Source organism: Bacteroides sp. Ga6A2 (assembly GCF_000702225.1).
In the GTDB taxonomy this organism is placed as follows: Bacteria; Bacteroidota; Bacteroidia; order Bacteroidales; family Bacteroidaceae; genus Ga6A1.
The window spans coordinates 39,210-61,279 of sequence record NZ_KL370872.1 but is presented as its reverse complement, the minus strand read 5'-3'; the positions used below and the strand labels follow the sequence as shown (position 1 = coordinate 61,279).

23 protein-coding genes and 1 other RNA gene are annotated in these 22,070 nt (G+C 46.4%); 13 read left to right on the top strand and 11 right to left on the bottom strand.

Annotation, left to right across the window (positions count from 1 at the left end; translation table 11 throughout):
- Positions 1-257 precede the first annotated feature (257 nt).
- The 6 genes from T538_RS0114090 (at position 258) to T538_RS0114065 (ending at position 6,949) form a co-directional block, all read left to right on the top strand.
- Positions 258-1,595: a TolC family protein gene (locus tag T538_RS0114090; RefSeq protein ID WP_031534733.1), complete on the top strand. Its 1,338-nt coding sequence runs from the start codon at positions 258-260 to the stop codon at positions 1,593-1,595.
- Between the two features lie 24 nt (positions 1,596-1,619).
- A complete protein-coding gene (locus T538_RS0114085; RefSeq protein ID WP_031534731.1) occupies positions 1,620-2,798 on the top strand; it encodes an efflux RND transporter periplasmic adaptor subunit in 1,179 nt (392 codons plus the stop codon).
- 6 nt (positions 2,799-2,804) lie between these two features.
- Complete coding sequence (locus T538_RS0114080; RefSeq protein ID WP_031534729.1) at positions 2,805-3,566, top strand: ABC transporter ATP-binding protein; 762 nt, start codon at positions 2,805-2,807, stop codon at positions 3,564-3,566.
- A 2-nt stretch (positions 3,567-3,568) separates the two neighbouring features.
- The gene (locus tag T538_RS0114075) at positions 3,569-4,810 is read left to right on the top strand and encodes an ABC transporter permease (RefSeq protein WP_031534727.1); all 1,242 of its coding nucleotides are present in this window, start codon (positions 3,569-3,571) and stop codon (positions 4,808-4,810) included.
- Positions 4,811-5,093: 283 nt separating this feature from the next.
- On the top strand, positions 5,094-6,203 hold the full coding sequence (locus T538_RS0114070) for a sensor histidine kinase (protein WP_051656137.1): 1,110 nt from the start codon (positions 5,094-5,096) through the stop codon (positions 6,201-6,203).
- 2 nt (positions 6,204-6,205) lie between these two features.
- Complete coding sequence (locus T538_RS0114065) at positions 6,206-6,949, top strand: LytR/AlgR family response regulator transcription factor (RefSeq protein ID WP_031534723.1); 744 nt, start codon at positions 6,206-6,208, stop codon at positions 6,947-6,949.
- 161 nt (positions 6,950-7,110) lie between these two features.
- Here the strand turns inward: T538_RS0114065 and T538_RS0114060 are convergent, their stop codons facing one another.
- The gene (locus tag T538_RS0114060; RefSeq protein ID WP_031534721.1) at positions 7,111-7,482 is read right to left on the bottom strand and encodes a hypothetical protein; all 372 of its coding nucleotides are present in this window, start codon (positions 7,480-7,482) and stop codon (positions 7,111-7,113) included.
- Between the two features lie 197 nt (positions 7,483-7,679).
- On the opposite strand from T538_RS0114060, the gene T538_RS17870 reads away from it, so the two are divergent.
- Genes T538_RS17870 through T538_RS0114045 form a run of 3 tightly spaced genes read left to right on the top strand, consistent with a single transcriptional unit; the run spans position 7,680 to position 10,088 of the window.
- Positions 7,680-8,765 carry a hypothetical protein gene (locus T538_RS17870; protein WP_155993250.1) on the top strand — a complete coding sequence of 362 codons (1,086 nt, stop codon included), beginning with the start codon at positions 7,680-7,682 and terminating at the stop codon, positions 8,763-8,765.
- Positions 8,766-8,776: 11 nt separating this feature from the next.
- The gene (menA, locus tag T538_RS0114050; protein WP_051656135.1) at positions 8,777-9,715 is read left to right on the top strand and encodes a 1,4-dihydroxy-2-naphthoate octaprenyltransferase; all 939 of its coding nucleotides are present in this window, start codon (positions 8,777-8,779) and stop codon (positions 9,713-9,715) included.
- Position 9,716: 1 nt separating this feature from the next.
- Positions 9,717-10,088: a ribosomal maturation YjgA family protein gene (locus T538_RS0114045; RefSeq protein ID WP_081835012.1), complete on the top strand. Its 372-nt coding sequence runs from the start codon at positions 9,717-9,719 to the stop codon at positions 10,086-10,088.
- A gap of 68 nt (positions 10,089-10,156) precedes the next feature.
- Here T538_RS0114045 and T538_RS0114040 read toward each other — a convergent pair whose 3' ends face one another.
- Complete coding sequence (locus T538_RS0114040; RefSeq protein WP_369795011.1) at positions 10,157-10,525, bottom strand: DUF1573 domain-containing protein; 369 nt, start codon at positions 10,523-10,525, stop codon at positions 10,157-10,159.
- A 125-nt stretch (positions 10,526-10,650) separates the two neighbouring features.
- Here T538_RS0114040 and T538_RS0114035 point away from each other — a divergent pair, with 125 nt between their 5' ends.
- Genes T538_RS0114035 through T538_RS0114025 form a run of 3 tightly spaced genes read left to right on the top strand, consistent with a single transcriptional unit; the run spans position 10,651 to position 13,041 of the window.
- On the top strand, positions 10,651-10,962 hold the full coding sequence (locus T538_RS0114035) for a DUF4286 family protein (protein WP_031534710.1): 312 nt from the start codon (positions 10,651-10,653) through the stop codon (positions 10,960-10,962).
- Entirely contained in the window at positions 10,956-11,525 is a 570-nt protein-coding gene (gene ruvC / locus T538_RS0114030; RefSeq protein ID WP_031534709.1) for a crossover junction endodeoxyribonuclease RuvC, read from the top strand. Before T538_RS0114035 ends, ruvC begins: the two co-directional genes overlap by 7 nt.
- Positions 11,526-11,535: 10 nt before the next feature.
- On the top strand, positions 11,536-13,041 hold the full coding sequence (locus T538_RS0114025; protein WP_031534708.1) for an ATP-binding cassette domain-containing protein: 1,506 nt from the start codon (positions 11,536-11,538) through the stop codon (positions 13,039-13,041).
- A 44-nt stretch (positions 13,042-13,085) separates the two neighbouring features.
- Here T538_RS0114025 and T538_RS0114020 read toward each other — a convergent pair whose 3' ends face one another.
- From T538_RS0114020 to T538_RS0113985, 9 genes are all read right to left on the bottom strand, one after another.
- Entirely contained in the window at positions 13,086-13,355 is a 270-nt protein-coding gene (locus tag T538_RS0114020) for a PqqD family protein (protein WP_031534707.1), read from the bottom strand.
- Positions 13,356-13,359: 4 nt separating this feature from the next.
- Positions 13,360-14,013, bottom strand: coding sequence for a S24/S26 family peptidase (locus tag T538_RS0114015; RefSeq protein ID WP_051656134.1), 654 nt, complete (start codon positions 14,011-14,013; stop codon positions 13,360-13,362).
- A complete protein-coding gene (locus T538_RS0114010; protein ID WP_031534705.1) occupies positions 14,010-14,900 on the bottom strand; it encodes a hypothetical protein in 891 nt (296 codons plus the stop codon). Before T538_RS0114010 ends, T538_RS0114015 begins: the two co-directional genes overlap by 4 nt.
- A gap of 17 nt (positions 14,901-14,917) precedes the next feature.
- Entirely contained in the window at positions 14,918-16,150 is a 1,233-nt protein-coding gene (locus T538_RS0114005; RefSeq protein ID WP_031534704.1) for a clostripain-related cysteine peptidase, read from the bottom strand.
- Complete coding sequence (locus tag T538_RS17335) at positions 16,143-16,577, bottom strand: hypothetical protein (RefSeq protein WP_051656133.1); 435 nt, start codon at positions 16,575-16,577, stop codon at positions 16,143-16,145. The genes T538_RS0114005 and T538_RS17335 overlap by 8 nt, the downstream gene beginning before the upstream one ends.
- Before the next feature lie 217 nt (positions 16,578-16,794).
- Positions 16,795-18,327, bottom strand: a complete 1,533-nt coding sequence (locus T538_RS0113995) for a Do family serine endopeptidase (protein ID WP_031534701.1) — start codon at positions 18,325-18,327, stop codon at positions 16,795-16,797.
- Positions 18,328-18,453: 126 nt separating this feature from the next.
- The gene (locus T538_RS0113990) at positions 18,454-19,776 is read right to left on the bottom strand and encodes a YihY/virulence factor BrkB family protein (protein WP_231497121.1); all 1,323 of its coding nucleotides are present in this window, start codon (positions 19,774-19,776) and stop codon (positions 18,454-18,456) included.
- A gap of 20 nt (positions 19,777-19,796) precedes the next feature.
- Positions 19,797-20,152: RNase P RNA component class A (gene rnpB, locus T538_RS17900), an RNA gene on the bottom strand.
- 28 nt (positions 20,153-20,180) lie between these two features.
- Positions 20,181-21,023: a glycoside hydrolase family 25 protein gene (locus T538_RS0113985; RefSeq protein WP_051656132.1), complete on the bottom strand. Its 843-nt coding sequence runs from the start codon at positions 21,021-21,023 to the stop codon at positions 20,181-20,183.
- Positions 21,024-21,132: 109 nt separating this feature from the next.
- On the opposite strand from T538_RS0113985, the gene T538_RS0113980 reads away from it, so the two are divergent.
- Positions 21,133-22,032 (top strand): diaminopimelate dehydrogenase, encoded by a 900-nt coding sequence (locus tag T538_RS0113980; RefSeq protein WP_031534698.1) that lies wholly within the window; start codon positions 21,133-21,135, stop codon positions 22,030-22,032.
- Positions 22,033-22,070 lie beyond the last annotated feature (38 nt).

The following is a 22,070-nucleotide window of genomic DNA, read 5'->3' as shown; positions in this document are numbered from 1 at the left end:
AACGAACGATTCGTAGATTCCTGAAAATCATTAAAATAAAAAATCATCAATTTCAACGATAAAAACATCGTACTTTATGATATTTTCAGCCTATTCGTCCATAAAACTGATTATTTTAATCGAGTTTTCTAACGTTTGAATAGATTTTATTTTGCGGTTAGACAAAAAAACGTTTCTTTTGTGCTCGACATTAAAAAAGCGGATTACATCGAATAAATATAGGAGAACAACTAAAAAATGTAACAAGTAAACTTTATATGAAAAAAATCGAACAATGTTTAATTGCATCCTTGTTCCTTATTCCGCAATTCGGGATGGCGCAAGGAAAAGTATGGACGCTCAACGACTGCATAAGTTATGCACTTGAGCATAACATACAGATAAAGCAGAAAATGGTGTCTCAGCAGCAAGCCGAGGTCGACACGAAATCGAGCAAGGCAAGTCTGCTGCCAAGCGTGTCGTTCGGCACAGACCACACTTTGAGTTACCGTCCTTTCAGCGAGACAACGACTTCGCTCACCGGTGGAACAATGTCGCAGACATCCAACAAAACGCGCTACAACGGAAGTTACAGCATTAGCGCAAACTGGACGGTGTGGGACGGCGGAAAGAACCGCAAGAACATAGAGTACTCAAAACTTTCGCAGGAAATAAGCCAGTACGATACTCAGCAGAGCATCAACGACATTCAGGAGCAGATTGCCAAAATCTACGTCCAGATTCTCTACGAACAGGAAGCCGTAAAGGTGTGCCAAGGCACTCTCGACGTGGCAAAGGAACAGGAAGCCCGCGGAAAGGAATTGGTAGAGGCAGGAAAAATGTCGCGCAGCGAACTTGCACAACTAACAGCAACGGTGGCAAACGATGAATACAGTCTTGTAAACGCACAGACGATGGTGCAGGACTACAAGATGCAACTGAAGCAACTTCTTGAGATTGACAACGACATAGATATTACCATTCCTGAAATAAGCGACGAAAAAGCGATGGTTACGCTTCCGGCATATCAGGATGTGTACAACGCAGCTCTCGAACTTCGCCCCGAAATCAAGAGCAACCGTCTGAGCATCGACGCGGCAGACATGCAGATTTCGATGGCAAAGAGCGGCTATCAGCCATCCGTTTCGCTCATCGCCAACGTTGGCACAAGCACCGCAACGGGCATCGGAACAAACTGGAACACTCAGTTCAAGAACAACCTTAACAACAACATCGGCGTATCAATCTCCATTCCGCTTTACGACCGCCGCCAGACAAAGAGCAACGTTGAGAAGGCTCAACTGAGCAAGCAGAGCAGCGAACTGAATCTGCAAAGCGCACAGCGACAACTTCACAGCACCATCGAGGGCTACTGGCTCGACGCATATTCGGCTCAGAAAAAGTTCATTGCAGCCAAGACGAGCGTCGAGAGCAATCAAGCAAGTTTCGACCTTGTTAACGAACAGTTCAAAGAAGGCTTGAAACATCTGGCTGAACTGAATACAGCAAAGAACAATCTTCTGCAAAGCCAGCAAGACAAGATTCAGAGTAAGTACACCGCCGTTCTGAACACCGTTCTTCTGAAATTCTACGGCGGCGAATCAATCAATTTTTAAAACCCAATTAAAGACACATACATTATGGCAAAGAATAAGAAAATCACCTACTCTATAATAGCAGTTGCAGTAATAGCTATCGGCTGGTTCATCTTCGGAGGAAAGAAGAAGGAAACCGTTATTACATACGAGGAAACCGAGGTGGCTGCCGACACAATACGCAACTCGGTAACAGCAACAGGAACAATCGAGGCAGTAACCGAAGTCGAAGTAGGTACGCAGGTATCAGGAATCGTGAGCAAACTGTATGTAGATTACAACAGCGTTGTGAAGAAAGGTCAGGTTATTGCCGAACTCGACAAGACAAATCTTGTGAGCACGCTTTCGAGCGCAAGAGCCAATCTTTCGAGCGCACAGAGCGAACTGAAATATCAGGAAAGCAACTACAATCGCAACAAGCGTCTGTTCGAGAAAGGACTCATCAGTCAGGACGATTTCGAGACAGCCGAGTTGTCTTACAAAAAATCACTCGAGCAAGTAAAGGTAAACAAGGAAAATGTAAAGAAGGCTGAGACCGACCTTGGATATGCCACAATCACCTCGCCTATCGACGGCGTTGTACTAAGCAAATCGGTTGAGGAAGGTCAGACTGTGGCTGCAAGTTTCAGCACTCCAACGCTGTTCACCATAGCCAAAGACCTTACCGACATGCGTGTTATTGCAAATGTCGATGAGGCTGATATTGCCAATGTTGCTAATGGACAGCGCGTTTCGTTTACCGTAGACGCATATCCAGACGACACTTTTAGCGGAACAGTTACACAAGTAAGACAAGAGGCTACAACAACCAGCAATGTAACCACTTACGAGGTTGTTATTGCTGCGCCTAACGCCGACCTCAAACTAAAGCCGGGACTCACCGCCAATGTTACAATCCACACGCTCGACCGTCCCGGAGTTCTCAGCGTTAAGTCAAAGGCTCTGCGTTTCAGCCCTACTCAGGAACTTGTGGGCAAGGAAACCAAGATTATCGATTGCAACGGCAAGAACAAACTCTGGACAAAGGAAGGCAACAAACTCGTTGCACACGCCGTTACAATCGGCATTACCGACGGCATCAGAACAGAGATTAAGAACGGCATCAGCCCAAACACAAAGGTTGTGCTCAGCATTAGCGATGCCAACCCAGAGCAAGCCGAAGAGAAGCCGGAGAACAACAACCCATTCATGCCTAAGCGTCCAGGCGGCAACAAGAAAAAATAGTAATCTATGAGCAACAACGATAATAAAAAAGTAGTTATTGAACTGAACGACGTGCGACGCAACTTCGTGATGGGCGAAGAAGTGGTTCATGCCCTACGCGGAATCTCGTTCAAGATATACGAGGGCGAATTCGTAACCATCATGGGAACATCAGGTTCTGGAAAGTCAACGCTGCTGAACCAACTCGGATGCCTCGACACTCCAACCAGCGGCGAATACTATCTCGACGGCGTTTCTGTAAGAACCATGAGCCGCAGTCAGCGCGCCGTTCTGCGCAATCGCAAAATCGGCTTCGTGTTCCAGAACTACAATCTTCTGGCAAAGACGACAGCCGTTGAGAACGTGGAGCTTCCGCTGATGTATAACAAGAACTACTCGGCAAGCCAACGCCGCGAGGCTGCCATCAAGTCGCTCGAGATGGTAGGACTTGGCAACCGCCTATATCACAAGAGCAACCAGATGTCGGGCGGACAGATGCAGCGCGTTGCCATAGCCCGCGCATTGGTTAACGACCCGGCGGTGATTCTTGCCGACGAAGCAACCGGAAACCTCGACACGCGCACATCGTTCGAGATTCTCGTGCTCTTCCAGAAACTTCATGCCGAAGGCAGAACGATTATATTCGTAACGCACAACCCCGAGATTGCCCAGTACAGCAGCCGAAACATAATGCTGCGCGACGGCAAGATTAGGGAAGATGTTCTGAATAACAATATTTTATCGGCGGCAGAGGCTCTCGCCAACCTGCCAGCCCCACAAGACGACTGATTATGAATACAATAAATCTTTTCAAGATAGCAATCAAGGCTATAGCCGCCAACAAGATGCGCTCGTTCCTCACGGCTCTGGGCATCATCATCGGCGTGGCTGCGGTAATCGCCATGCTCGCCATTGGTCAGGGCTCAAAGCGAAGCATCAAGGCGAACATCTCGGAGATGGGTTCAAACATGATTATGATTCAGCCGGGAGCAGACAACGGTCCGGGCGGTGTACGACAGGATGCCAGCGCGATGCAGTCGCTCAAAATAGCCGACTACGAGGCAATTGCCGAACAAGCCAAATACATTTCTGCCGTAAGCCCTACGGTAAACACATCAGGACAGTTTGTCTACGGCAACAACAATACACCTTCGAGCGTGTACGGAGTAAGTCCCGACTATCTCACAATCAGACAGTTGAAGATTGAGGACGGCGAGATGTTCACCGAGCAGGACATCAAGACATCTGCCAAGGTCTGCGTTCTCGGCAAGACCATCGTCGATTATCTCTTTCCCGACGGAAGTTCGCCAATCGGACGAATCATCAGAATAAAGAACATTCCGTTCAGGGTTGTGGGCGTTCTGAAATCGAAGGGAACAAACTCGATGGGAATGGACCAAGACAACCTCGCTCTTGCACCATACACCACCGTCATGAAGCGTGTGAATGCGCAGACATATCTGGGCGGAATAAACTGCTCGGCTCTTACCGAAGAGATTACGCAGCAGGCTATTTCCGACATCACCGACATTCTTCGCAGAACGCACAAACTTAAAGACGGAACTGAGGAAACCGAAGGCGACGACAACGACTTCACCATCCGCTCGCAAGAGGAGATTTCGAGAATGATGAGCACCACGATGGACAGCATAACGATGCTTCTCGGAATCGTGGCAGGCATCTCGCTTTTGGTCGGCGGCATCGGAATCATGAACATCATGTATGTATCGGTTACCGAGCGAACAAAGGAAATCGGTCTGCGAATGTCGGTCGGCGCTCGCGGCAAGGACATTCTGAATCAGTTCCTTATCGAGGCAGCAATGCTCAGTATTTCGGGCGGCGTGATAGGCATCTTGCTTGGCGTAGGAATAGCAACGCTCGTATGCAACGTTCTGCACATGCAAACCTACATCGAGCCGTGGAGCGTTATAATGAGCTTCGGAGTATGTACGTTCATCGGCATATTCTTCGGATTCCTTCCGGCGAAGAAAGCCGCCAACATGGACCCGATAGAGGCTATCAGATACGAATAAAAGGCAAAAGTGATACAATCTGTAACGAATTGTATCACTTTTTTCCATAAAAAACTAAGTTCGTCTAATCAAAAATCGGTTATTTCCATAAAAATAGCCAAATTAACATACAAAACAGGCAAGAAAATCTACAACATGTGCCATTCATCATTAAAACAATATAATTTGGCGAATTTCCACATACATTAGTAGATAATTCTTTGCCGACTGAATAAAAATTCTTTTCTTTGCTACATAAATTTCATTTTCCTGCAAAGAAAGAAAAGAGATTACAGAAAAAGCAATGAGCAAGATTGTAGAAAATACAAAAAGCCACAAGAGCGAAATCATCTACCACATCATTGGATGGGTGATAGTTTTTGGCAACCCTCTGTTCACTATCAATACCAATGAAGGTATCGACTGGGGCACATTGCTGAAGCAGTTCATTATGCCGATATGTCTCTTCGTCATTTTCTATTGCAATTACTTCTACCTCGTTCCAAGGTTGTACATAAGCGGCAAGCGCCACATTTTCTATGCCATAAACGTGGTTCTGATAACAAGTTGCACGCTCTTCAACGTAAACATGTTCAAGTACATGATGAGGCTTGAGCGCAGACAACAAATGCGCATCGAAAAGGCCGAGGCTGCACAAGGCAACAAAAACACAAAGCCAAAGAAACATTGGAAACCGATGCCGGCACTCTTCTTCCACGCGCGCGACGTGCTCACATTCTCGTTCCCTATCGGACTTACGGTTGCCATCTTTACAAACCGCCGACTGAAGAAATCGGAACAAGAGCGAAAAGAAGCCGAGCTGAGGCAGAAGGAAGCCGAACTGCGAAATCTGCGAAGCCAGATAAATCCACACTTCTTGCTGAATACACTGAACAACATCTACGCACTCATCGCATTCAACACGGGCAAGGCGCAGACATCGGTGCTCGAACTAAGCCGACTGCTAAGGCATGTCCTATACGACAACCAGCAGGAATATACCACTGTCAGCAAGGAGTTGGAGTTTCTTGAAAGCTACGTTGAACTGATGAAGATAAGGGTGGCATCGAACATATCGGTAAGTTTTAAAAGCGAAGTATCAGACAGTCAAAGACTTATCGCCCCGTTAATTTTCATCTCGCTGATAGAGAATGCTTTCAAGCACGGCATCAGCCCGATAGAAAGCAGTTTCATCAATATTCACATCACAGACAACAACAACTCGATAACGTGCTGCGTAACAAACACAAACTTCCCGAAGAATAACCACACCGACAAAAGTGGCAGCGGAATAGGTCTGGAACAAATCAGAAAAAGGCTCGAACTGACCTACCCCGGAAAATACACTTGGGAGAAGGGCGTTAGCGACGACAACAAAACATACTATTCAAGAATAACTATAAATACATTATAAATATGATACTCAATTGTGCAATTGTAGATGATGAGCCTTTGGCTCTGGAACTTTTGGAAGCGTATGTGCAGAAAACCGACTTTCTGAACCTTGTGGGAAAATACACAAGCGCGCTCGCAGCGATGAAGGATGTGGTAAGCAAGAACATCGACATCCTTTTCCTCGACATCCAAATGCCAGACCTCAACGGTCTTGATTTTGCCAATATGGTCGACTCGCACACGCGAATTGTCTTCACCTCTGCATTCAACCAGTATGCAGCCGATGCCTTCCGCGTAAATGCCCTCGACTACATCATGAAACCTATCAGCTACAAGGATTTCCTCGAAAGCGCAAACAAGGGCTTAAAGTGGTTCGAACTTGTGGCACGCGCCAACAACTCAGGCTCTGAAAGCACTCAACCAAGCATCGACGAGATTGACAGCGACGGACTCTTCATCAAGAGCGACTACAAACTGATGCATATAAAATACGACGACATCATCTACATCGAAGGACTGAAAGACTACATTAAGATATACACAGAAACAAGTCAGAAACCTATCCTGTCGCTCCGCAGCATGAAGGTTATGGAAGAGAAGCTTCCAACATCCAAGTTCATACGCATACACCGCTCTTACATCATTAACAAGAGTAAGATTACGGTGATTGACCGCGGCCGCGTTGCCTTTGGCGACAAGTTCCTGCCAATATCAGAGAGTTACAAGCCAATGCTTCAGAACTATTTCAGCAAGTATTCTATTTAAGAATAAAAATACAAATACAAAAACTATATACCTTCTACACGCAGAAAGTAAGCCGATTACTCGCGCTTACTTTCTGTTTTTTTATAAGATTATGCCTAAAACAAAAACAGCCCGATGAAATCTGAAATCCATCGAGCCGTACAAATATTAACCTTCAATTCTTAATTTACCAAATCCTTTACCGAGCCTTTTGCCTTGGCTGTACCCTTCTTCAAACCGTTTGACACACGCTTTGTCTTGCGGGTAATCTGCAACTTCTTGCAAGAGTCCTTATACATATTTATCTTGCGAACATCACTCTGTGTAAGGTGTGCCTTGTCGGCGATATCGTATTCTGCCACCAGCAGATTGTATTGCTTCTTGTAATGTACCCACTGGTCGCTCGTAGCAGTACTTACCTTTGCATTCATCGTATCAACCATAGCCTCGAAACGAGCCACCCAATCAACCTTGCCAGCCTTATTGTTAGCATCTTGTGCGCAAACTGAGATGCTCATCAGCATGCCCACAACTATCAGTTTTACTGTCTTCATATACTATATTTATTAAAATCATTGCAAATTTAAAACAACGTAGGCTAACAACCAAATACATATACATACTTTAAGATTTTTTTAGATAAATTAGGGTTTTTCCTATTCATTTTAGGACTAATCTCTTTGTTCTGTATAAAATCCCAACTATATTTGCAGCATAAACAACAAGTAATAACTTTTAAAATACAACAAGTATGAAAAGATTTACCTTATCAATAATTGCTATCCTGATGATTGCTTTACAGGCTAATGCAATGTCACTGAGTCAGGCAAGAAACGAGGCTCGGTTTCTAACAGACAAGATGTACTACGAACTCGATCTCACCGAAGCACAATACAATTATGTCTACGAAATAAACTTCGACTATTTCTACGACCTCAACCATTACCGCGATGCCTACGGCTATCTGTGGAATCGCCGAAACGAGGATTTGGGATACGTTCTTGACCGCTGGCAGTACAACCACTACATCGCCATAGAGTATTTCTACCGCCCTGTTGCATGGGTTGCAAATGCATGGAGTTTCGTAATATACAGACATTATCGCAATGATCTTTTCTTTTATGGCACTCCGCACCACTACACAACTTACATAGGCAGTCACGGTTGGAGAACAAACGGTGGCAGAAGTTACTTCCGCACTCATCGTTATCACATGCCTGTCAATCACCGCCACATTGCCGCTCCACGCCGTCCAGAGGCTGGTCACGCATCACGAGTTGTAGTCGGAGCAGGTCACGGAGGTCACCACAATATAGACCATCGCCGCGAGGAGGCTTTGAGACGTGAGAACAATAGGATTCGTGAAGAAGCACGTCGCCGTGAAGAGGCTCAGAGACGTGAAAACGAAAGAATCCGTGAAGAGGCACGTCGCCGTGAGGAGGCTCAGAGACGTGAAAATGAGAGAATCCGCGAAGAGGCACGCCGTCGAGAGGAGGCTCAGAGACGTGAAAATGAGAGAATCCGTGAAGAGAACCGCAGACGCGAAGAAGCGCAGAGACGAGAGAACGAAAGACGTCGCGAGGAAGCACAGCGTCAGGAAAACAGAAGACGTGAAGAGGCTCAGCGTCGCGAAGAAAACCGCCGTCGTGAGGAAGCACAAAGACGCGAGGAGAACAGACGCCGTGAAGAAGCACAGCGTCAGGAAAACAGAAGACGAGAGGAGGCTCAAAGACAGGAGAACCGTCGTCGCGAAGAGGTGCAGAGAAGAGAGAACGAAAGAAGACAGTCTGACAATAATCGCACAACTCGCAGTTCTCACACAGGAGGAAGAAGATAATCAGAACAATAATGACAGATATTAAGACAAACAGTTTTAGGGCGTGGATTCTTGCATCGCGCCCTAAAACTCTTACTGGCTGCATAACGCCAGTAATCATCGGTTCAACATTGGCATATTCATACATCACACAGCATCCGGAAAGCGGACAGGTTTTCAAAATTATACCTTTCGTTCTCTGTTTGCTGTTTGCCATGTTTATGCAGATTGATGCAAATCTTATAAACGACTACTACGACTTTGTGAAAGGCACAGACCGCGAAGACCGCCTCGGTCCAGAACGTGCCTGCGCTCAAGGATGGGTTACTCTGCCTGCCATGCGCATGGCGATAGGTATAACAACCGTGCTCAGTTGCATTGCCGGACTCCCACTAATCCTTTACGGAGTTTGGTGGAAACTGATTCTGGTTGGCGTGGCTTGCGTAATCTTCTGTTTTCTATACACTTACGGATTGTCGTACATCGGCATGGGCGATGTGCTTGTGCTTGTGTTCTTCGGACTTGTTCCGGTGTGCGTAACCTTCTATCTGCAAACCGGAACGTGCGATTTGACGACGATTCTTATTTCCGTAGCCACAGGTTTGGTTATCGACAATCTGCTGATGATTAACAACTTCCGCGACTATGAGCAGGACAAGATAAGCGGCAAGCGCACGCTTGTAGTAAAACTCGGCAAGCGCACAGGCGGTTATCTGTACCTCATCATCGGACTGGCGGCATACGCTACATGCGTCGTTGCGCTTGGCATCGAGCACATTGCCACCTTCCTCCTGCTGTCGTACATCTCGCTGCACTACAAGGCTTGGAAAAAGATGATGTCTATTTACGAGGGCAAACAGTTAAACGGAATATTGGGAATGACGGCGCGCAACATCTTCCTGTTCGGACTCATCCTATCGCTGAGCATCATTTTTCAGAAATACATCGAGAATATCGCCATTCTGCAATAACATGATGATAAAAAGTAAGTTATTCACCCCCATAATCGGAATAATTCTGCTGATACCCATCGGGCTGATTTCCAGACGCATCGGTTGGATTCCGACTGAAACGGGCGACGCTCTTTGGGCAATGATGGTTTTCTGTCTGTGGAGAATCGTGCTGCATAACAAGAAACTCCCGACTGTGGCAATAGTAAGTTTAGTACACTGCTACCTTGTGGAATTTTCGCAGATGATAACTTGGAAGTGGCTCGTTTCGTTCCGACAGACTTTCATTGGGCACATGATGCTTGGACAAGGGTTTCTGTGGATTGACTTGCTCGCCTACTCCATCGGGATTATCGTTATTTACATGATATTCAGCAAAATCGAGGAACAATGAACAAAAAAAAAGACATCGGAATCTTGAGAATTCGATGTCTTTTTTTTATTCTTCAGAAAAACTGACTGTTACTCAGTCATTTCGCCTTCGATATAAAGTCTGACCATGTCAGTTACAGCGTTTGTGCGAAGAGTTATCGTCTTTTTAAAAACTCCCGGGAACTTGCCTGCACCCTTGTAAGTAACCTTAATCTCGCCAGTTGCTCCCGGTGCTATAGGCTGCTTGGGATAAACAGGAGTAGTGCATCCGCAACTTGCAACCGCCTGTTCGATAACAAGGGGCGCATCGCCTGTATTTGTAAACTTGAACGTACAAGTAACATTTGAATCTGCTTCCTTGAATGTTCCAAAGTTATGTGTTGTCTTGTCAAACTTTATCTCGGCCTTGCCCTGTGCCAAAACAGGCATCGAAAAGGCAGCTACGGCCATAAACACCATTAACAAAAATCTTCTCATGCTTCTCTTAAATAAATATTTCGTAGGCAAAAATAAGAATTTTTTGAATCATAACAATAAAAAAGCGATAAATTATTAACTTTGCAGCAATTTTATAACAAAAAAATATGTTGGTATTCAATACAACTTTTCAGACTGATGTAAACGAGGCGCGCAATTTTGTGATATGGGCACACGAGGTGTACATTCCGCGCGCACTGAAATGCGAGGGAATTAAGAACGCACGACTAAACCGCATACTTAGCCACAAGGACGAAAAGACCGAATGTTTCTCGCTGCAATTCGATGTCGAGAGCATGGCTAACCTGCACAAATTCCATATAAGCGAAGGCAAATCACTGTCTAACGACCTTGAGAAGATTTTCAACGAGAAAGTTGTAGGATTCTCAACAATAATGGAAGTCATCGAAGAATGCTGAATCCGGTAAAGGAAAAGATAATTCTGGGCATAGACCCCGGCACAAACGTGATGGGCTACGGATTGCTGAGCGTAAAAGGCACGAAGCCCGAGATGATGTGCATGGGCATTATAGACCTGCGCAGATACAGCGATGCATACCTCAAACTCGGACATATATTCGAGCGAGTGGTTGGCATCATCGACAGCTATCACCCCGATGAACTTGCCATCGAGGCTCCGTTCTTCGGAAAGAACGTGCAGAGTATGCTAAAACTCGGAAGAGCGCAGGGAGTGGCAATAGCCGCCGCCCGACAGCGCGACCTTCCGATAACTGAATATGCGCCGCTGAAAATAAAGATGGCGATAACAGGCAACGGCTCGGCAAGCAAGGAACAGGTGGCAGCAATGCTTCAGCGGCTACTGCACATCGACAAAGAGGCTATGGGCAAGTTCATGGACTCTACCGATGCCCTCGGAGCAGCCTACTGCCATTACTTGCAGATGGGCAAGCCCGAAGTATCGAAAAGTTATCACGGCTGGAAAGATTTCATAGCCAAAAATCCCGACAAAGTTTCAAAATAATACAATAAAAATGCAAAAGGTAATAGAGATTGTCAACGGAGTGGCCCGCCACCCTCTTTACAGAATGAAAGAGGCAGTGAATATTGAAATGAACGACGGCGAGCAGATAGCCATCGTTGGTCCTAATGGTGCAGGAAAGTCGATGCTTGTAGACATCATAACAGCCAAGCATCCGCTTTTGCTAAACGAGCCTCACTACGACTTTGCGCCATCGCTGGCAAAACTGGCAAGCGACAACATAAAGTACATAACCTTCCGCGACTCGTATGGCGACACTGCCGACGGCAACTATTACTATCAGCAGCGTTGGAATCAGCACGACATCGACGAAGCGCCTATCGTACAAGACATTCTGAACGATGTGTGGAACATAACAACAAGGGATAACACACCCGAACAAATTGCTCAGAAAGAACAACTCCGCGACCAACTTTATTCGATGTTTCATCTTGATATTCTGCTCGACAAACAGATAATTCTTCTTTCAAGCGGAGAGTTGCGCAAATTTCAGTTAACCAAGACTTTGCTTACCAATCCGCGAGTCGTGATTATGGATAATCCGTTCATCGGACTCGATGCGCAAACTCGCGAGCAACTCACGGAACTGCTTACAAACTTGGCGGCAAACGTCAAGATAATGTTCATCCTTGTTCTGTCAAAGACCGACAACATTCCGCCGTTCATCACGCATGTCATTCCTGTTGAGCCGGGAAGAGACGTTCGCGAAAAGATAAGTCGCGACGAATATTATGCCACTTATAATCAGAAGTTTGAAAATCTTCTCTCTGACGAAAAGAAAGAGGCGATAAAGAACTATCCTTACAAGGACAGCACAAGCATCGCCCACCTCGACGAGGTTGTGAACTTCAACAACGTGTGCATAAAGTACGGCGAGCGCACCATTCTGAAAGACCTTAACTGGGTTGTAAAGCGCGGTGAGAAATGGGCTTTGAGCGGCGAGAACGGAGCAGGAAAAAGTACGCTTCTGTCGCTTGTATGCGCCGATAATCCGCAGAGCTACGCATGCAACATAACGCTTTTCGGTCATAAGAGAGGAACGGGCGAAAGCATCTGGGACATCAAGAAGTACATCGGATATGTTTCGCCGGAGATGCACCGCGCCTATCTGAAAGATGTGCCGGCAATCGAGATTGTGGCATCTGGCATGAGCGATTTCTCATCGCTTTACCGAAAGCCGAAAGCCGAAGACTTGCCAACGTGCGATTTCTGGATGGACATCTTCGGAATAAAGCATCTGAAAGATACAACATTCCTTAAACTGTCAAGCGGCGAACAGCGTCTTGTCCTTCTGGCACGCGCCTTTGTAAGAGACCCAGAACTTTTGATTCTGGACGAACCACTACATGGCTTGGATATGCGCAACCGTCGACTGGTAAAGGAGATTATAAACGAATTCTGCAAGCGTTCGGACAAGACGATGATAATGGTAACGCATTACAAGTCAGAATATCCCGAATGTATCACGAACGAAATTTTCTTACGCAAAAACAGATAGAAAGCGAAAAAAAAGAGAAGCCTTCCGACTTCTCTTTTTTTCGTTTATCTCTCAACAATTCCGACCTTAATCCATTCTTCGGCAATCTCCTCGGCATCTGCCTTTGCAACGCTTTCCTCAACCTCGTAGTTGTCGATAAGAACCTTTGCAAGGTCGTCTGCCGTAAACTCCTTGTCTACCACACTCTTCCAAAGCAGGGCAGCAGAAGAGTTCATGCTTATAATCTTGCTGAAATCTATATTCTCAACTCCCTGACCAACAATTACTTGTTCGCCACATAGTTCTCTCAATTCGAATCCTTTCTTTGTTCTCATATCATTAAATATTTTTGTTCTGTTTGTCAATCTCGTCCATGTATTTCACCGTGAGTTTTATTGAAGGAAGCCTTCGGTAGACGGCAAGAAACCATCTGCGCCAGCGAACCATTCTTACCCACATAGTATATCGGCGTATGTACTTTTTGTCCTCGTCGCAGAAAAGCGTTCTCGAATCGCTGAAATCGAGGCGATAGCGCACCTCGCCGCTGTCGAGCGTTACCTTGCATACTTTTCCGTACTTAAACTCTATTGCCTTGCCAAGCACATCTTGTGTTCTGCAATATTCCTTTCCGTACAGATTGCCGTCGCCCATTAGCACAAGGTTATTGCCATCCTTCACGATAACACGATGCAACACATATCTCAACGGCGCAATCTGCGCCAGAACCACATCTCCTACCTTCACGCTGTCAACCGCCTTTATCGTAACCATATCTCTTCGGTCTTCGAGAAAAGGACGCATGCTGTAGCCTTTGACCCTAATGGAGAAAGTCTTGCCCTTTGACAAGAGCTCTCTCTGCATAGACTCAAACAACTGTGCATTAGGCTTTTCGATAACCTTCAGGCTAAAATTGTCGACATTGCTATGTTCAACATTTTCGGGCCACAAGTTACTTACGAACCAGTTATACAGATTTCGGAGAACAGCCCTCATTTAGCAATTGTGTTGTAACTTAACTGAGCCGCAGCCTCGTCGGGAAGACAACCCATGAAATACATCTTGCTCGTTGTAAGCACTCTCGACACGATATCGCAAACGCCGTTGAACACAGGGCGATCCCACTTCATTGTTGAGCACGACGGCATAAGCACGGCAAAAGCCTCAAGTCCCTTTAACTGATGGATGTTGTTCGTCGGCTCCTGATTAAGACGGACGAATGCACCGACTTCAGCCTTCACTTTACGGTAGCAAGGTGTCTTGCCGCTCCAAGGCGAGCCGTAGACGTATGTCTTGCCGTCGATATAGCGCACAACGGGATTGTCGTCGTTCATCAAATCGGTATCGCTTATATACTTGAGCCACAACTGAGTATGTGTACTCTTGCCTGTTCCGCTCTTGCCAAGGAAAAGATAGCCCTTGCCGTCCTTGCGCACAACAGAGGAATGGAACATCAGCGTATTTACAGAAGAACCGGCGAAGGCGTAAAGCATCATCATGCAGTTATTCAGACCGAAGTTGCGATCGCTCCACTCGCCAGCCAAGGCTACGGTTGCCGACTTGAAATCGACGGCGCACTCCATCAGACTACACTGGAATCCGAGGTAGTTGCTCACCACAAACTGATAGCGACCATCCTCGCGGCGATACACTCCGTGATTGTTTCCGCCACAGTCGAACTGCCCCACTTCATTGCCCTTCGCTTCGGGAAAGAAATTATCGTCAACTGTTACCTGAAACAGAAGAGGGATATTCTTGCTCTCCTCCTCGCTTATCTCGAATACACGGAACGACGGAAGCAGTTCGTCGCTGTTCACTCCGTCGACAAAGTGTATCACAACAAGCCATTCGGCAATGTTATAATATTTTGTAGTCTTCTCCATATTGTGAATTAGATTTTTTAGTTCCACCATTTCACTCCGCCCCAAGCGGCCTTGTACCACTCGTTCTGTTCGTACCACTTGTTTAGCGTTGCGTGTATGTCTTTTGGGAAATACATGCTTACATATCCGCAGTTTTCCGTATCATTGATTTGTGCAATGCCACCAAAGCCAATAAAAGCCGAATACCACTGAGTTCCGCCGGTGTACACAACAGCCTTGTTGTATGCCGCAAGCCACTGCTGGTAGATATCCTCATCGGTACACCACGAACGTATTATCTCCCTAAAATCGTAGAATCGCGGATTTGTTGCAGACTCATTCTGGAAATTGTAATAATCAGCAACACCGCTGATGTCATTCTTGCCAAACTGCGATATGACCACAGCCGTTGCAGATGCCAGATTTTCAAGCTGAGAACAATCTACAACCGAAAGTATAACGCCATCGCGATAATATTCCTCAACCTCGTAATCGTAATAGTTATTATATGCTTTTGCAATATCTGCCGAACTGAACGAAGTAGAAAATATTACAGGAATAATCTTGTGATAAGGCGCACCAGTACCCGGAATCTCACCGGGACAGGCAATTATGTAATCTGCGCACTTACGCAAAGCATAATCGCACTCTATGCACTGCATCAGGCAGGCATCGAACATTATGAACTTGTTTTTAGGGAATGACTGCAAGACAGACGCCATCGTCTCGATACTCATCTGCGAATTTTCGGTACTTCTGCCATTAGACCTGTCGTTTCTGCCATTGTCGATGCCAAACGAACGCGTTTTTGACATGGCTGTAATTTCAGGAAGCCAGCCGTCGGCATGCGACCAGAACACTATTCCGTAGTTATCAGCCTTGTAGTTACTGTGAACAAAAGTCATGACATTGCTCAAAGCCTCGGCTGATGTAGACATCCAATCTGTGCTGTAAGTCTTTACTGGAGTAAGATATTTGTACTGAGTAGTATCGCGCAGCTCGTAGATTCGCGGACTATTGATGTCATCTACATACACAATAACGCGGTCGCGCTTGCTCATCTTCCTTGCGCCCACGCACATCTCGTAGATATCGCCATCGGCATAGCTGCACAGGCTGTTTTCGGCAGCCATGTAGACAAGCACAACGTTATCTACCTCGGCATAAGCATCCACCTCATGTTTCTTACAAGACGCAAACAAGATACATGCAAACACTAATGTCAGCATGTATCTTGTTGCTCTGTACACAGATTTTGTATGATTATTCATCTTCAGTCTTCACTGCATTAAAAACGAACTGTTCGGGAGTAAGTTCCTTAACCGTCTTTATTTCCTTGTCGAGTTGGTTTCTTCGTCTGATGCGAAGATAGATGCTCTTCAGCGTTGCGTGGTTCTTCGAGAAGAATACCGTGCATGTGCGGTCGGGAGCCGCAGGTTCGCCCTTTTCAAGGTATCTCTTCAACTGGTCGCTGTACATCTGTCTGTTTTCGAGAAACTTGGTCTTTTTCTGTAGCTTTGCCTCAGGAAGTTCCAAGATTTCGGTGAAGTAGACAGTAGAGTCTGTTATCGAAAAACTGTAGCCGAAGCCATATACCGGCTTTGTTTTGCCTTTCTTTTTTTCTTCTGCATTTCCGGCAAATACGTTTACGGCTGCAACCAAAAGTACGAGCAGGAAAGCGAATCTGTTTATTCTCATATAAAATTTAAATTATCAGAATGCAAAATTAGCAAATTGTAACGTTCTGCCCAAATAAATGTTCACAAAAAAACTTAAAAATTCTGCAATCGGGCAGTTTACGGCACATTCGGAGTGGAAGTCCGTCTGTGTCCAAAAGAAAGGCTCCGTACCAATCTTTGTTCAGAGAGAAGCACGGAGCCAGCACAATTTATTAAATATCCAATCAGTTTACCAATTACTCTTCAGACAAGTCTACGGCATAGTTGCCCTTCTTTCCGCTTGGGTAGATGCCCGAGATGAACATCACCTGATCGGCCGAGCGGCTTGCGCTCTTGAAGGCATTCTCCATATCCTCGTTTGAGTTTACTGCCTGACCGTTAACCTTGAGGATGATGAAGCCCTTTGTGATGCCGGCTTCCTTCATCTTGCCGCCAGTTACGCCAGATACCTGCAAGCCTCCGCTAAGGTTAAGCTGCTTTTTGAGGTCTGAACTCAAAGGACGGAATGCTGCGCCGAGAAGGTCCATATCAACATTCTTCATAACCTTGGTGTTGCCCTGAGAGTTCTTCAGAGTTACGGTAAACTCCTTCGGCTTCTTGTCGCGAATAACCTTTACTGTCAGTTTGTCGCCCGGCTTGTGCTTAGCGATTGTCTCCTGAAGTTCAGCCATGCTCTTAATCTTTCTGCCGTCGGCAGCCACGATGATATCGCCAGCCTTGATGCCTGCGCTGTGAGCCGCGCCAGTCTCAGGAACTTCATTTACATAAACACCGTCGTTGCAGCCCGAATCCTTAACCTTCTCTTTCAGTTTCTCGTCCTGAAGGAAGTTTGCAACATCACCGCCAACAACGCCGAGAAGCGCACGCTGAACAGTTCCGAATTCCTTAAGGTCTGAAACGACCTTCTTCATGATTGTTGTCGGAATAGCAAATCCGTAGCCGGCAAAAGAGCCTGTCGGAGAAGAAAGAACGGCGTTGATACCAACGAGTTCGCCCTTTACATTAACCAGCGCACCGCCCGAGTTGCCCGGGTTGATTGCCGCATCGGTCTGGATGAACGACTCGATTCCGTTGTTCTTGCCTGTGTTGTAAACACCGAGCGAACGAGCCTTTGCACTTACGATTCCGGCAGTTACTGTTGAGTTGAGGTTGAACGGATTACCAACTGCGAGAACCCACTCGCCCACCTTCAGCGCATCGCTGTCGCCAACCGGAATAGTTGGGAAGTTGTCGCCCTGAATCTTCAGAAGAGCAAGGTCGGTAGAAGCATCCGTACCAATCAGGCGAGCCTTGAACTCGCGGTTGTCGTTAAGAGTAACGTCGATTTCGTCTGCTCCCTCTACAACGTGGTTGTTTGTAACGATGTATCCGTCTTTCGAAAGAATCACTCCCGAACCGTAGCCTACGCGAGGCTGGCTCTGCATCTGCTGGCGACCTCTGTTGCCGCCCTGAGGGCCGAAGAAGTACTCAAAGATGTCGGGCATGTCGCCCTGACTCATCGTCTGCACCTTACTGTTCTGCGTACACTTGATGTGTACCACGGCGTGAAGCGAACTCTCAGCAGCCTGAGTGAAGTCAACAGGCTGAACACCTGCACCCGATGTGCGGACGGCAGGCTGTGATGTATTTTGCTTGAAAAGTGTTTCAAATGAACGACTCTCGCCTTCCAGCTGACGCTTGGAAATAGAATAGGTTGTTACTGCGGTCAGACCTGATGTCACCATTGAGATTGCAACCACACCCAGAAGTTTTTTAGTTGTCTGTCTCATAATCCAACATAGTTTAAGTTAAAGTATTTCTCTTTGTTAAAAATTATTTTTTTCATTTTCTAAAGTGATGACAAACGAAAGCATGGTTTTGTGACATCACATTTCCGTTTTTAACATTCGTTAACATTACAAATCCTTCAAAAGACAACCGCCCTTATCTGCTAACATCTTGGTTCTTACGTCATTAACCAAGAGCCAATATTTCTGAAAATTTTTCACGTCAATCTTAAAATTTTCACTTCCGTTCATGTCTATCTTGTTAAAAAGACTCTCCACGCTCAGCCTGTTCACACTAACGGCAGGCATATACGTCGGAGTCTCAGCTTTCTCGTCGCCGCTATTCTCAACCAGCACGCCGATGTCGACAAGCATGTACAGAATCTCGTTCACAAGGCGGATTGGTATCTTGTGTTCCGAAGCCAAATCTACCGAAGAGTAAGGCTTTCCACCCTCCTCGAACCTCTTGCATATAAGCGATGCGATGATGAGCGTAAGGAAATCGCGGTATCGGCGGCTGATGTGAACCGTCTCGTTCTCAAAATTATAATACTGAAGATTCTGCGCCGCATAGTTCATCTCTGCGCCGAAAAGACAGATTGTCCACGAGAACTGCGCCATGAGCATAAACAGCGGAATGGCGGCGAAACTTCCGTAGATGGCATTATAGCTGCTCACCCAAATCTGCGAGTCGATATAGATATACTGAAGAATCTGCAAGCCTGCCCCTGCCAAGAATCCCGGAATTACGGCGTAGCGCAACTTAACCTTGGTGTTTGGCATGAACATATAGAGAACCGAAACGATTGTGCCCGAAAGCAGGAACGGCATAGCCTCGAACGTGAAGCGCAACACCGGACCGAGCAAAAGAAAATCGGGAAGAGTCTTCATAACCGTGGTGGCGAAGATAGACAGACCGCCCATGACGATTACCAGCAACGGCATGAGCAAGAGCAGCGAACAATAATCGGTAAACGTGCGGAACATGCTTCGTTCCTTGTTTACCTGCCATATATTGTTGAACATGTGCTCTATGTTGTTGGTAAGGTTAAGTACCGTCCATAGCAGCAGAATGATACCGAAGCCGAGGAACATACCGTTGCGCGTATGTTCGAGATACGAGTTTACAAAGTCGATGAGGATATCGATGGTACTGTCGGAATTTCCGAAATACTTGCGAATCTGCATTTCGAGCATCTTGTTGTAGCCGAAACCGCGTCCGATGGCAAAGACAACGGCAAACACCGGAACGACAGCCATGATGGTGCTGTAAGTCAGGGCCGAAGCCTTGCTTGTTACGTTATCGCGCGAGAAGCGGCGTATTGTAAGAACCATCACCTTCAGGATGTCGTACCACATTCTTTGCAAACGTCCCAATTCATCATCGGTTGTTCTCCAAATCTCATCAGTCAGGAAAATGGTAATTCTGTTTATTCTCTCTCGTATATTCATAGTAGATAAAAATAAAAAAAAGAAACAGAGAATCTATAAGCCGGGTTCTGTAGTCTTTGCAGACCGTCTGCCATTTATCCACTGACGGTGTCGCCACCGCCCTCTAGCATTCTACCCTCCAGATTAGACGGGCCGCCCTCAAACTCTGGTATACATGAACTTGCAACTCCTGAGGCGCACAGCACAAGGTGTCGCCACCTGTCTGGTGGGCTCTTGCCCCACCTTCTCACCCTTACCACACCTCAGGCGTGGCGGTTATTTTCTTCTGCGCTACTTTACCCTCACGGATAACTTCCACATTAAGAAGCAGGATGCCCTGTGTTGCCCGGACTTTCCTCTCGCGCCCGAAAGCGCCAGCGGCAGACCGATTCTCTGTTTCTATTATATCTTTTTCTATGCCAACTTTACAAATCCGAACAGAACAGAAGTTCGTTGAACGTAAACTCGTCGGGGATTCTGTTCATGTCAACTGCACCGGCAATGCCCTTCACCCTTCCTTTCGAGGTGTACTGCCACAAAACGTACTGGCGGTCGTCTATCAGCGTAGGAGCCTCGAGATGATACCTTGCGATGAAGAGCTTGTAATCGTCGAAGCGGCCAGCCATATACTTATTGTAGAAATTGCTCGACGTGTAAATCATCGGCTTTGTTCCACAAGCCTTCGTAACCATCACGAGGAACGAATCGAGTTCGGCGCAGAACGTATCGTGGCTTTTCTTTCCCCTTACCTCAACATCGACAATAGGCACAAGGTCTTGGTCGTATTGCTTCAGGGCAGCCGAGAAGTTCTCTATCTGCTGAGAGATAGGAATAGTGGTGCTGTAGAAATGATAGCTACCAACCTTCAGTCCCACGCGCTTTGCCTCGGTGAAGTTGAAATCGTATGTGTTGTCTACCAGCGTTGCGCCCTCCGTTGCCTTCAGGTAGACGAAGCCGACCCGCTTGTCCTCAACGAGGTCGTCCCAGTTTATCTTTCCCTGATAGTGGCTCACGTCAATGCCGCATCTGTATCTTTCTTCCCAGTCGCGTCCGAGAAACGCCTCATCGACCTGTCTCTGAAACCTTTCGCAGCTTGTTTCCTTTGGCATCGGGTCTGGCTCAGTCTGGTCGAGTCCCCTTTCGTGCCTGTAGGTCGTTTTGCTTTTTTTTATCACCCTGTCTTTTTTCAAGCCGTCGTTGCTCGCGAAAGCCGACAGACAGAGCGTACTGATTATAGTTAGAATTACGTATTTGTTGGTTTTAAACATTTTTGCATTTTTGAGATTGCAAAATTAAAAATATTTGACGAAAATATCAAATAGTTTAAAATAAAATTCATACTTTTGCGCTGCAATTTTTTATACAACACTATAAATTATGACAAAAATAAGAGCAGCCATCGTTGGTTATGGCAATATTGGAAAGTACACTCTTGAGGCACTTCAGGAGAGTGAGGATTTTGAAATTGCAGGTGTAGTGCGCCGTAACGGTGCAGAGAACAAGCCTAAGGAGCTTGCCGACTATGCCGTTGTTAAGGACATCAAAGAACTTGGCAAAGTTGATGTTGCCATTCTTGCCACTCCAACCCGTAGCGTTGAGAAATATGCTAAGGAATTTTTGGCAATGGGTATCAACACAGTTGACAGTTTCGATATACACACACAGATTGTAGACCTTCGCCGTTCACTCGACAAGGCAGCAAAGGACGGCAATGCCGTTTCTATCATCTCAGCAGGATGGGATCCGGGTTCAGACTCAGTTGTTCGTACTCTGATGGAGAGCCTTGCACCAAAGGGCGTAAGTTACACTAACTTCGGTCCGGGCCGAAGCATGGGTCACTCTGTAGCTGTTCGCGCTATCGAGGGCGTTAGAGATGCTCTTTCTGTAACTATCCCACTCGGCACAGGCATTCACCGCCGCATGGTTTACGTTGAACTTGAGGACGGCGCAGACTTCAACAAGGTTGAGGCTGCTATCAAGGCTGACCCTTACTTTGTAAACGACGAGACTCACGTTAATCAGGTTAAGTGCGTTAAGGACCTGAACGATGTTGGTCATGGTGTGAACCTTGTACGCAAGGGTGTTTCAGGCAAGACTCACAACCAGTTGTTCGAGTACAACATGAAGATTAACAACCCTGCGCTTACTGCTCAGGTTCTTGTAAATGTTGCTCGCGCATCTATGAAGCAGAAGCCGGGTTGCTACACTATGATTGAGATTCCTGTCATCGACTATCTTCCGGGCGACAGAGAGGAACTTATCAGACACTTGGTATAATCCTGAATAGTCAGAAAAAAAACAGAACATACGGGCAG

Bases quoted from the DNA above. Each gene is read 5' to 3' on its own strand.
- T538_RS0114090 (WP_031534733.1), top strand. From the start codon at position 258: ATGAAAAAAATCGAACAATGTTTAATTGCATCCTTGTTCCTTATTCCG.
- T538_RS0114085 (WP_031534731.1), top strand. From the start codon at position 1,620: ATGGCAAAGAATAAGAAAATCACCTACTCTATAATAGCAGTTGCAGTA.
- T538_RS0114080 (WP_031534729.1), top strand. From the start codon at position 2,805: ATGAGCAACAACGATAATAAAAAAGTAGTTATTGAACTGAACGACGTG.
- T538_RS0114075 (WP_031534727.1), top strand. From the start codon at position 3,569: ATGAATACAATAAATCTTTTCAAGATAGCAATCAAGGCTATAGCCGCC.
- T538_RS0114070 (WP_051656137.1), top strand. From the start codon at position 5,094: ATGAGCAAGATTGTAGAAAATACAAAAAGCCACAAGAGCGAAATCATC.
- T538_RS0114065 (WP_031534723.1), top strand. From the start codon at position 6,206: ATGATACTCAATTGTGCAATTGTAGATGATGAGCCTTTGGCTCTGGAA.
- T538_RS0114060 (WP_031534721.1), bottom strand. From the start codon at position 7,482: ATGAAGACAGTAAAACTGATAGTTGTGGGCATGCTGATGAGCATCTCA.
- T538_RS17870 (WP_155993250.1), top strand. From the start codon at position 7,680: ATGAAAAGATTTACCTTATCAATAATTGCTATCCTGATGATTGCTTTA.
- menA (WP_051656135.1), top strand. From the start codon at position 8,777: ATGACAGATATTAAGACAAACAGTTTTAGGGCGTGGATTCTTGCATCG.
- T538_RS0114045 (WP_081835012.1), top strand. From the start codon at position 9,717: ATGATGATAAAAAGTAAGTTATTCACCCCCATAATCGGAATAATTCTG.
- T538_RS0114040 (WP_369795011.1), bottom strand. From the start codon at position 10,525: ATGGTGTTTATGGCCGTAGCTGCCTTTTCGATGCCTGTTTTGGCACAG.
- T538_RS0114035 (WP_031534710.1), top strand. From the start codon at position 10,651: ATGTTGGTATTCAATACAACTTTTCAGACTGATGTAAACGAGGCGCGC.
- ruvC (WP_031534709.1), top strand. From the start codon at position 10,956: ATGCTGAATCCGGTAAAGGAAAAGATAATTCTGGGCATAGACCCCGGC.
- T538_RS0114025 (WP_031534708.1), top strand. From the start codon at position 11,536: ATGCAAAAGGTAATAGAGATTGTCAACGGAGTGGCCCGCCACCCTCTT.
- T538_RS0114020 (WP_031534707.1), bottom strand. From the start codon at position 13,355: ATGAGAACAAAGAAAGGATTCGAATTGAGAGAACTATGTGGCGAACAA.
- T538_RS0114015 (WP_051656134.1), bottom strand. From the start codon at position 14,013: ATGAGGGCTGTTCTCCGAAATCTGTATAACTGGTTCGTAAGTAACTTG.
- T538_RS0114010 (WP_031534705.1), bottom strand. From the start codon at position 14,900: ATGGAGAAGACTACAAAATATTATAACATTGCCGAATGGCTTGTTGTG.
- T538_RS0114005 (WP_031534704.1), bottom strand. From the start codon at position 16,150: ATGAATAATCATACAAAATCTGTGTACAGAGCAACAAGATACATGCTG.
- T538_RS17335 (WP_051656133.1), bottom strand. From the start codon at position 16,577: ATGAGAATAAACAGATTCGCTTTCCTGCTCGTACTTTTGGTTGCAGCC.
- T538_RS0113995 (WP_031534701.1), bottom strand. From the start codon at position 18,327: ATGAGACAGACAACTAAAAAACTTCTGGGTGTGGTTGCAATCTCAATG.
- T538_RS0113990 (WP_231497121.1), bottom strand. From the start codon at position 19,776: ATGAATATACGAGAGAGAATAAACAGAATTACCATTTTCCTGACTGAT.
- T538_RS0113985 (WP_051656132.1), bottom strand. From the start codon at position 21,023: ATGTTTAAAACCAACAAATACGTAATTCTAACTATAATCAGTACGCTC.
- T538_RS0113980 (WP_031534698.1), top strand. From the start codon at position 21,133: ATGACAAAAATAAGAGCAGCCATCGTTGGTTATGGCAATATTGGAAAG.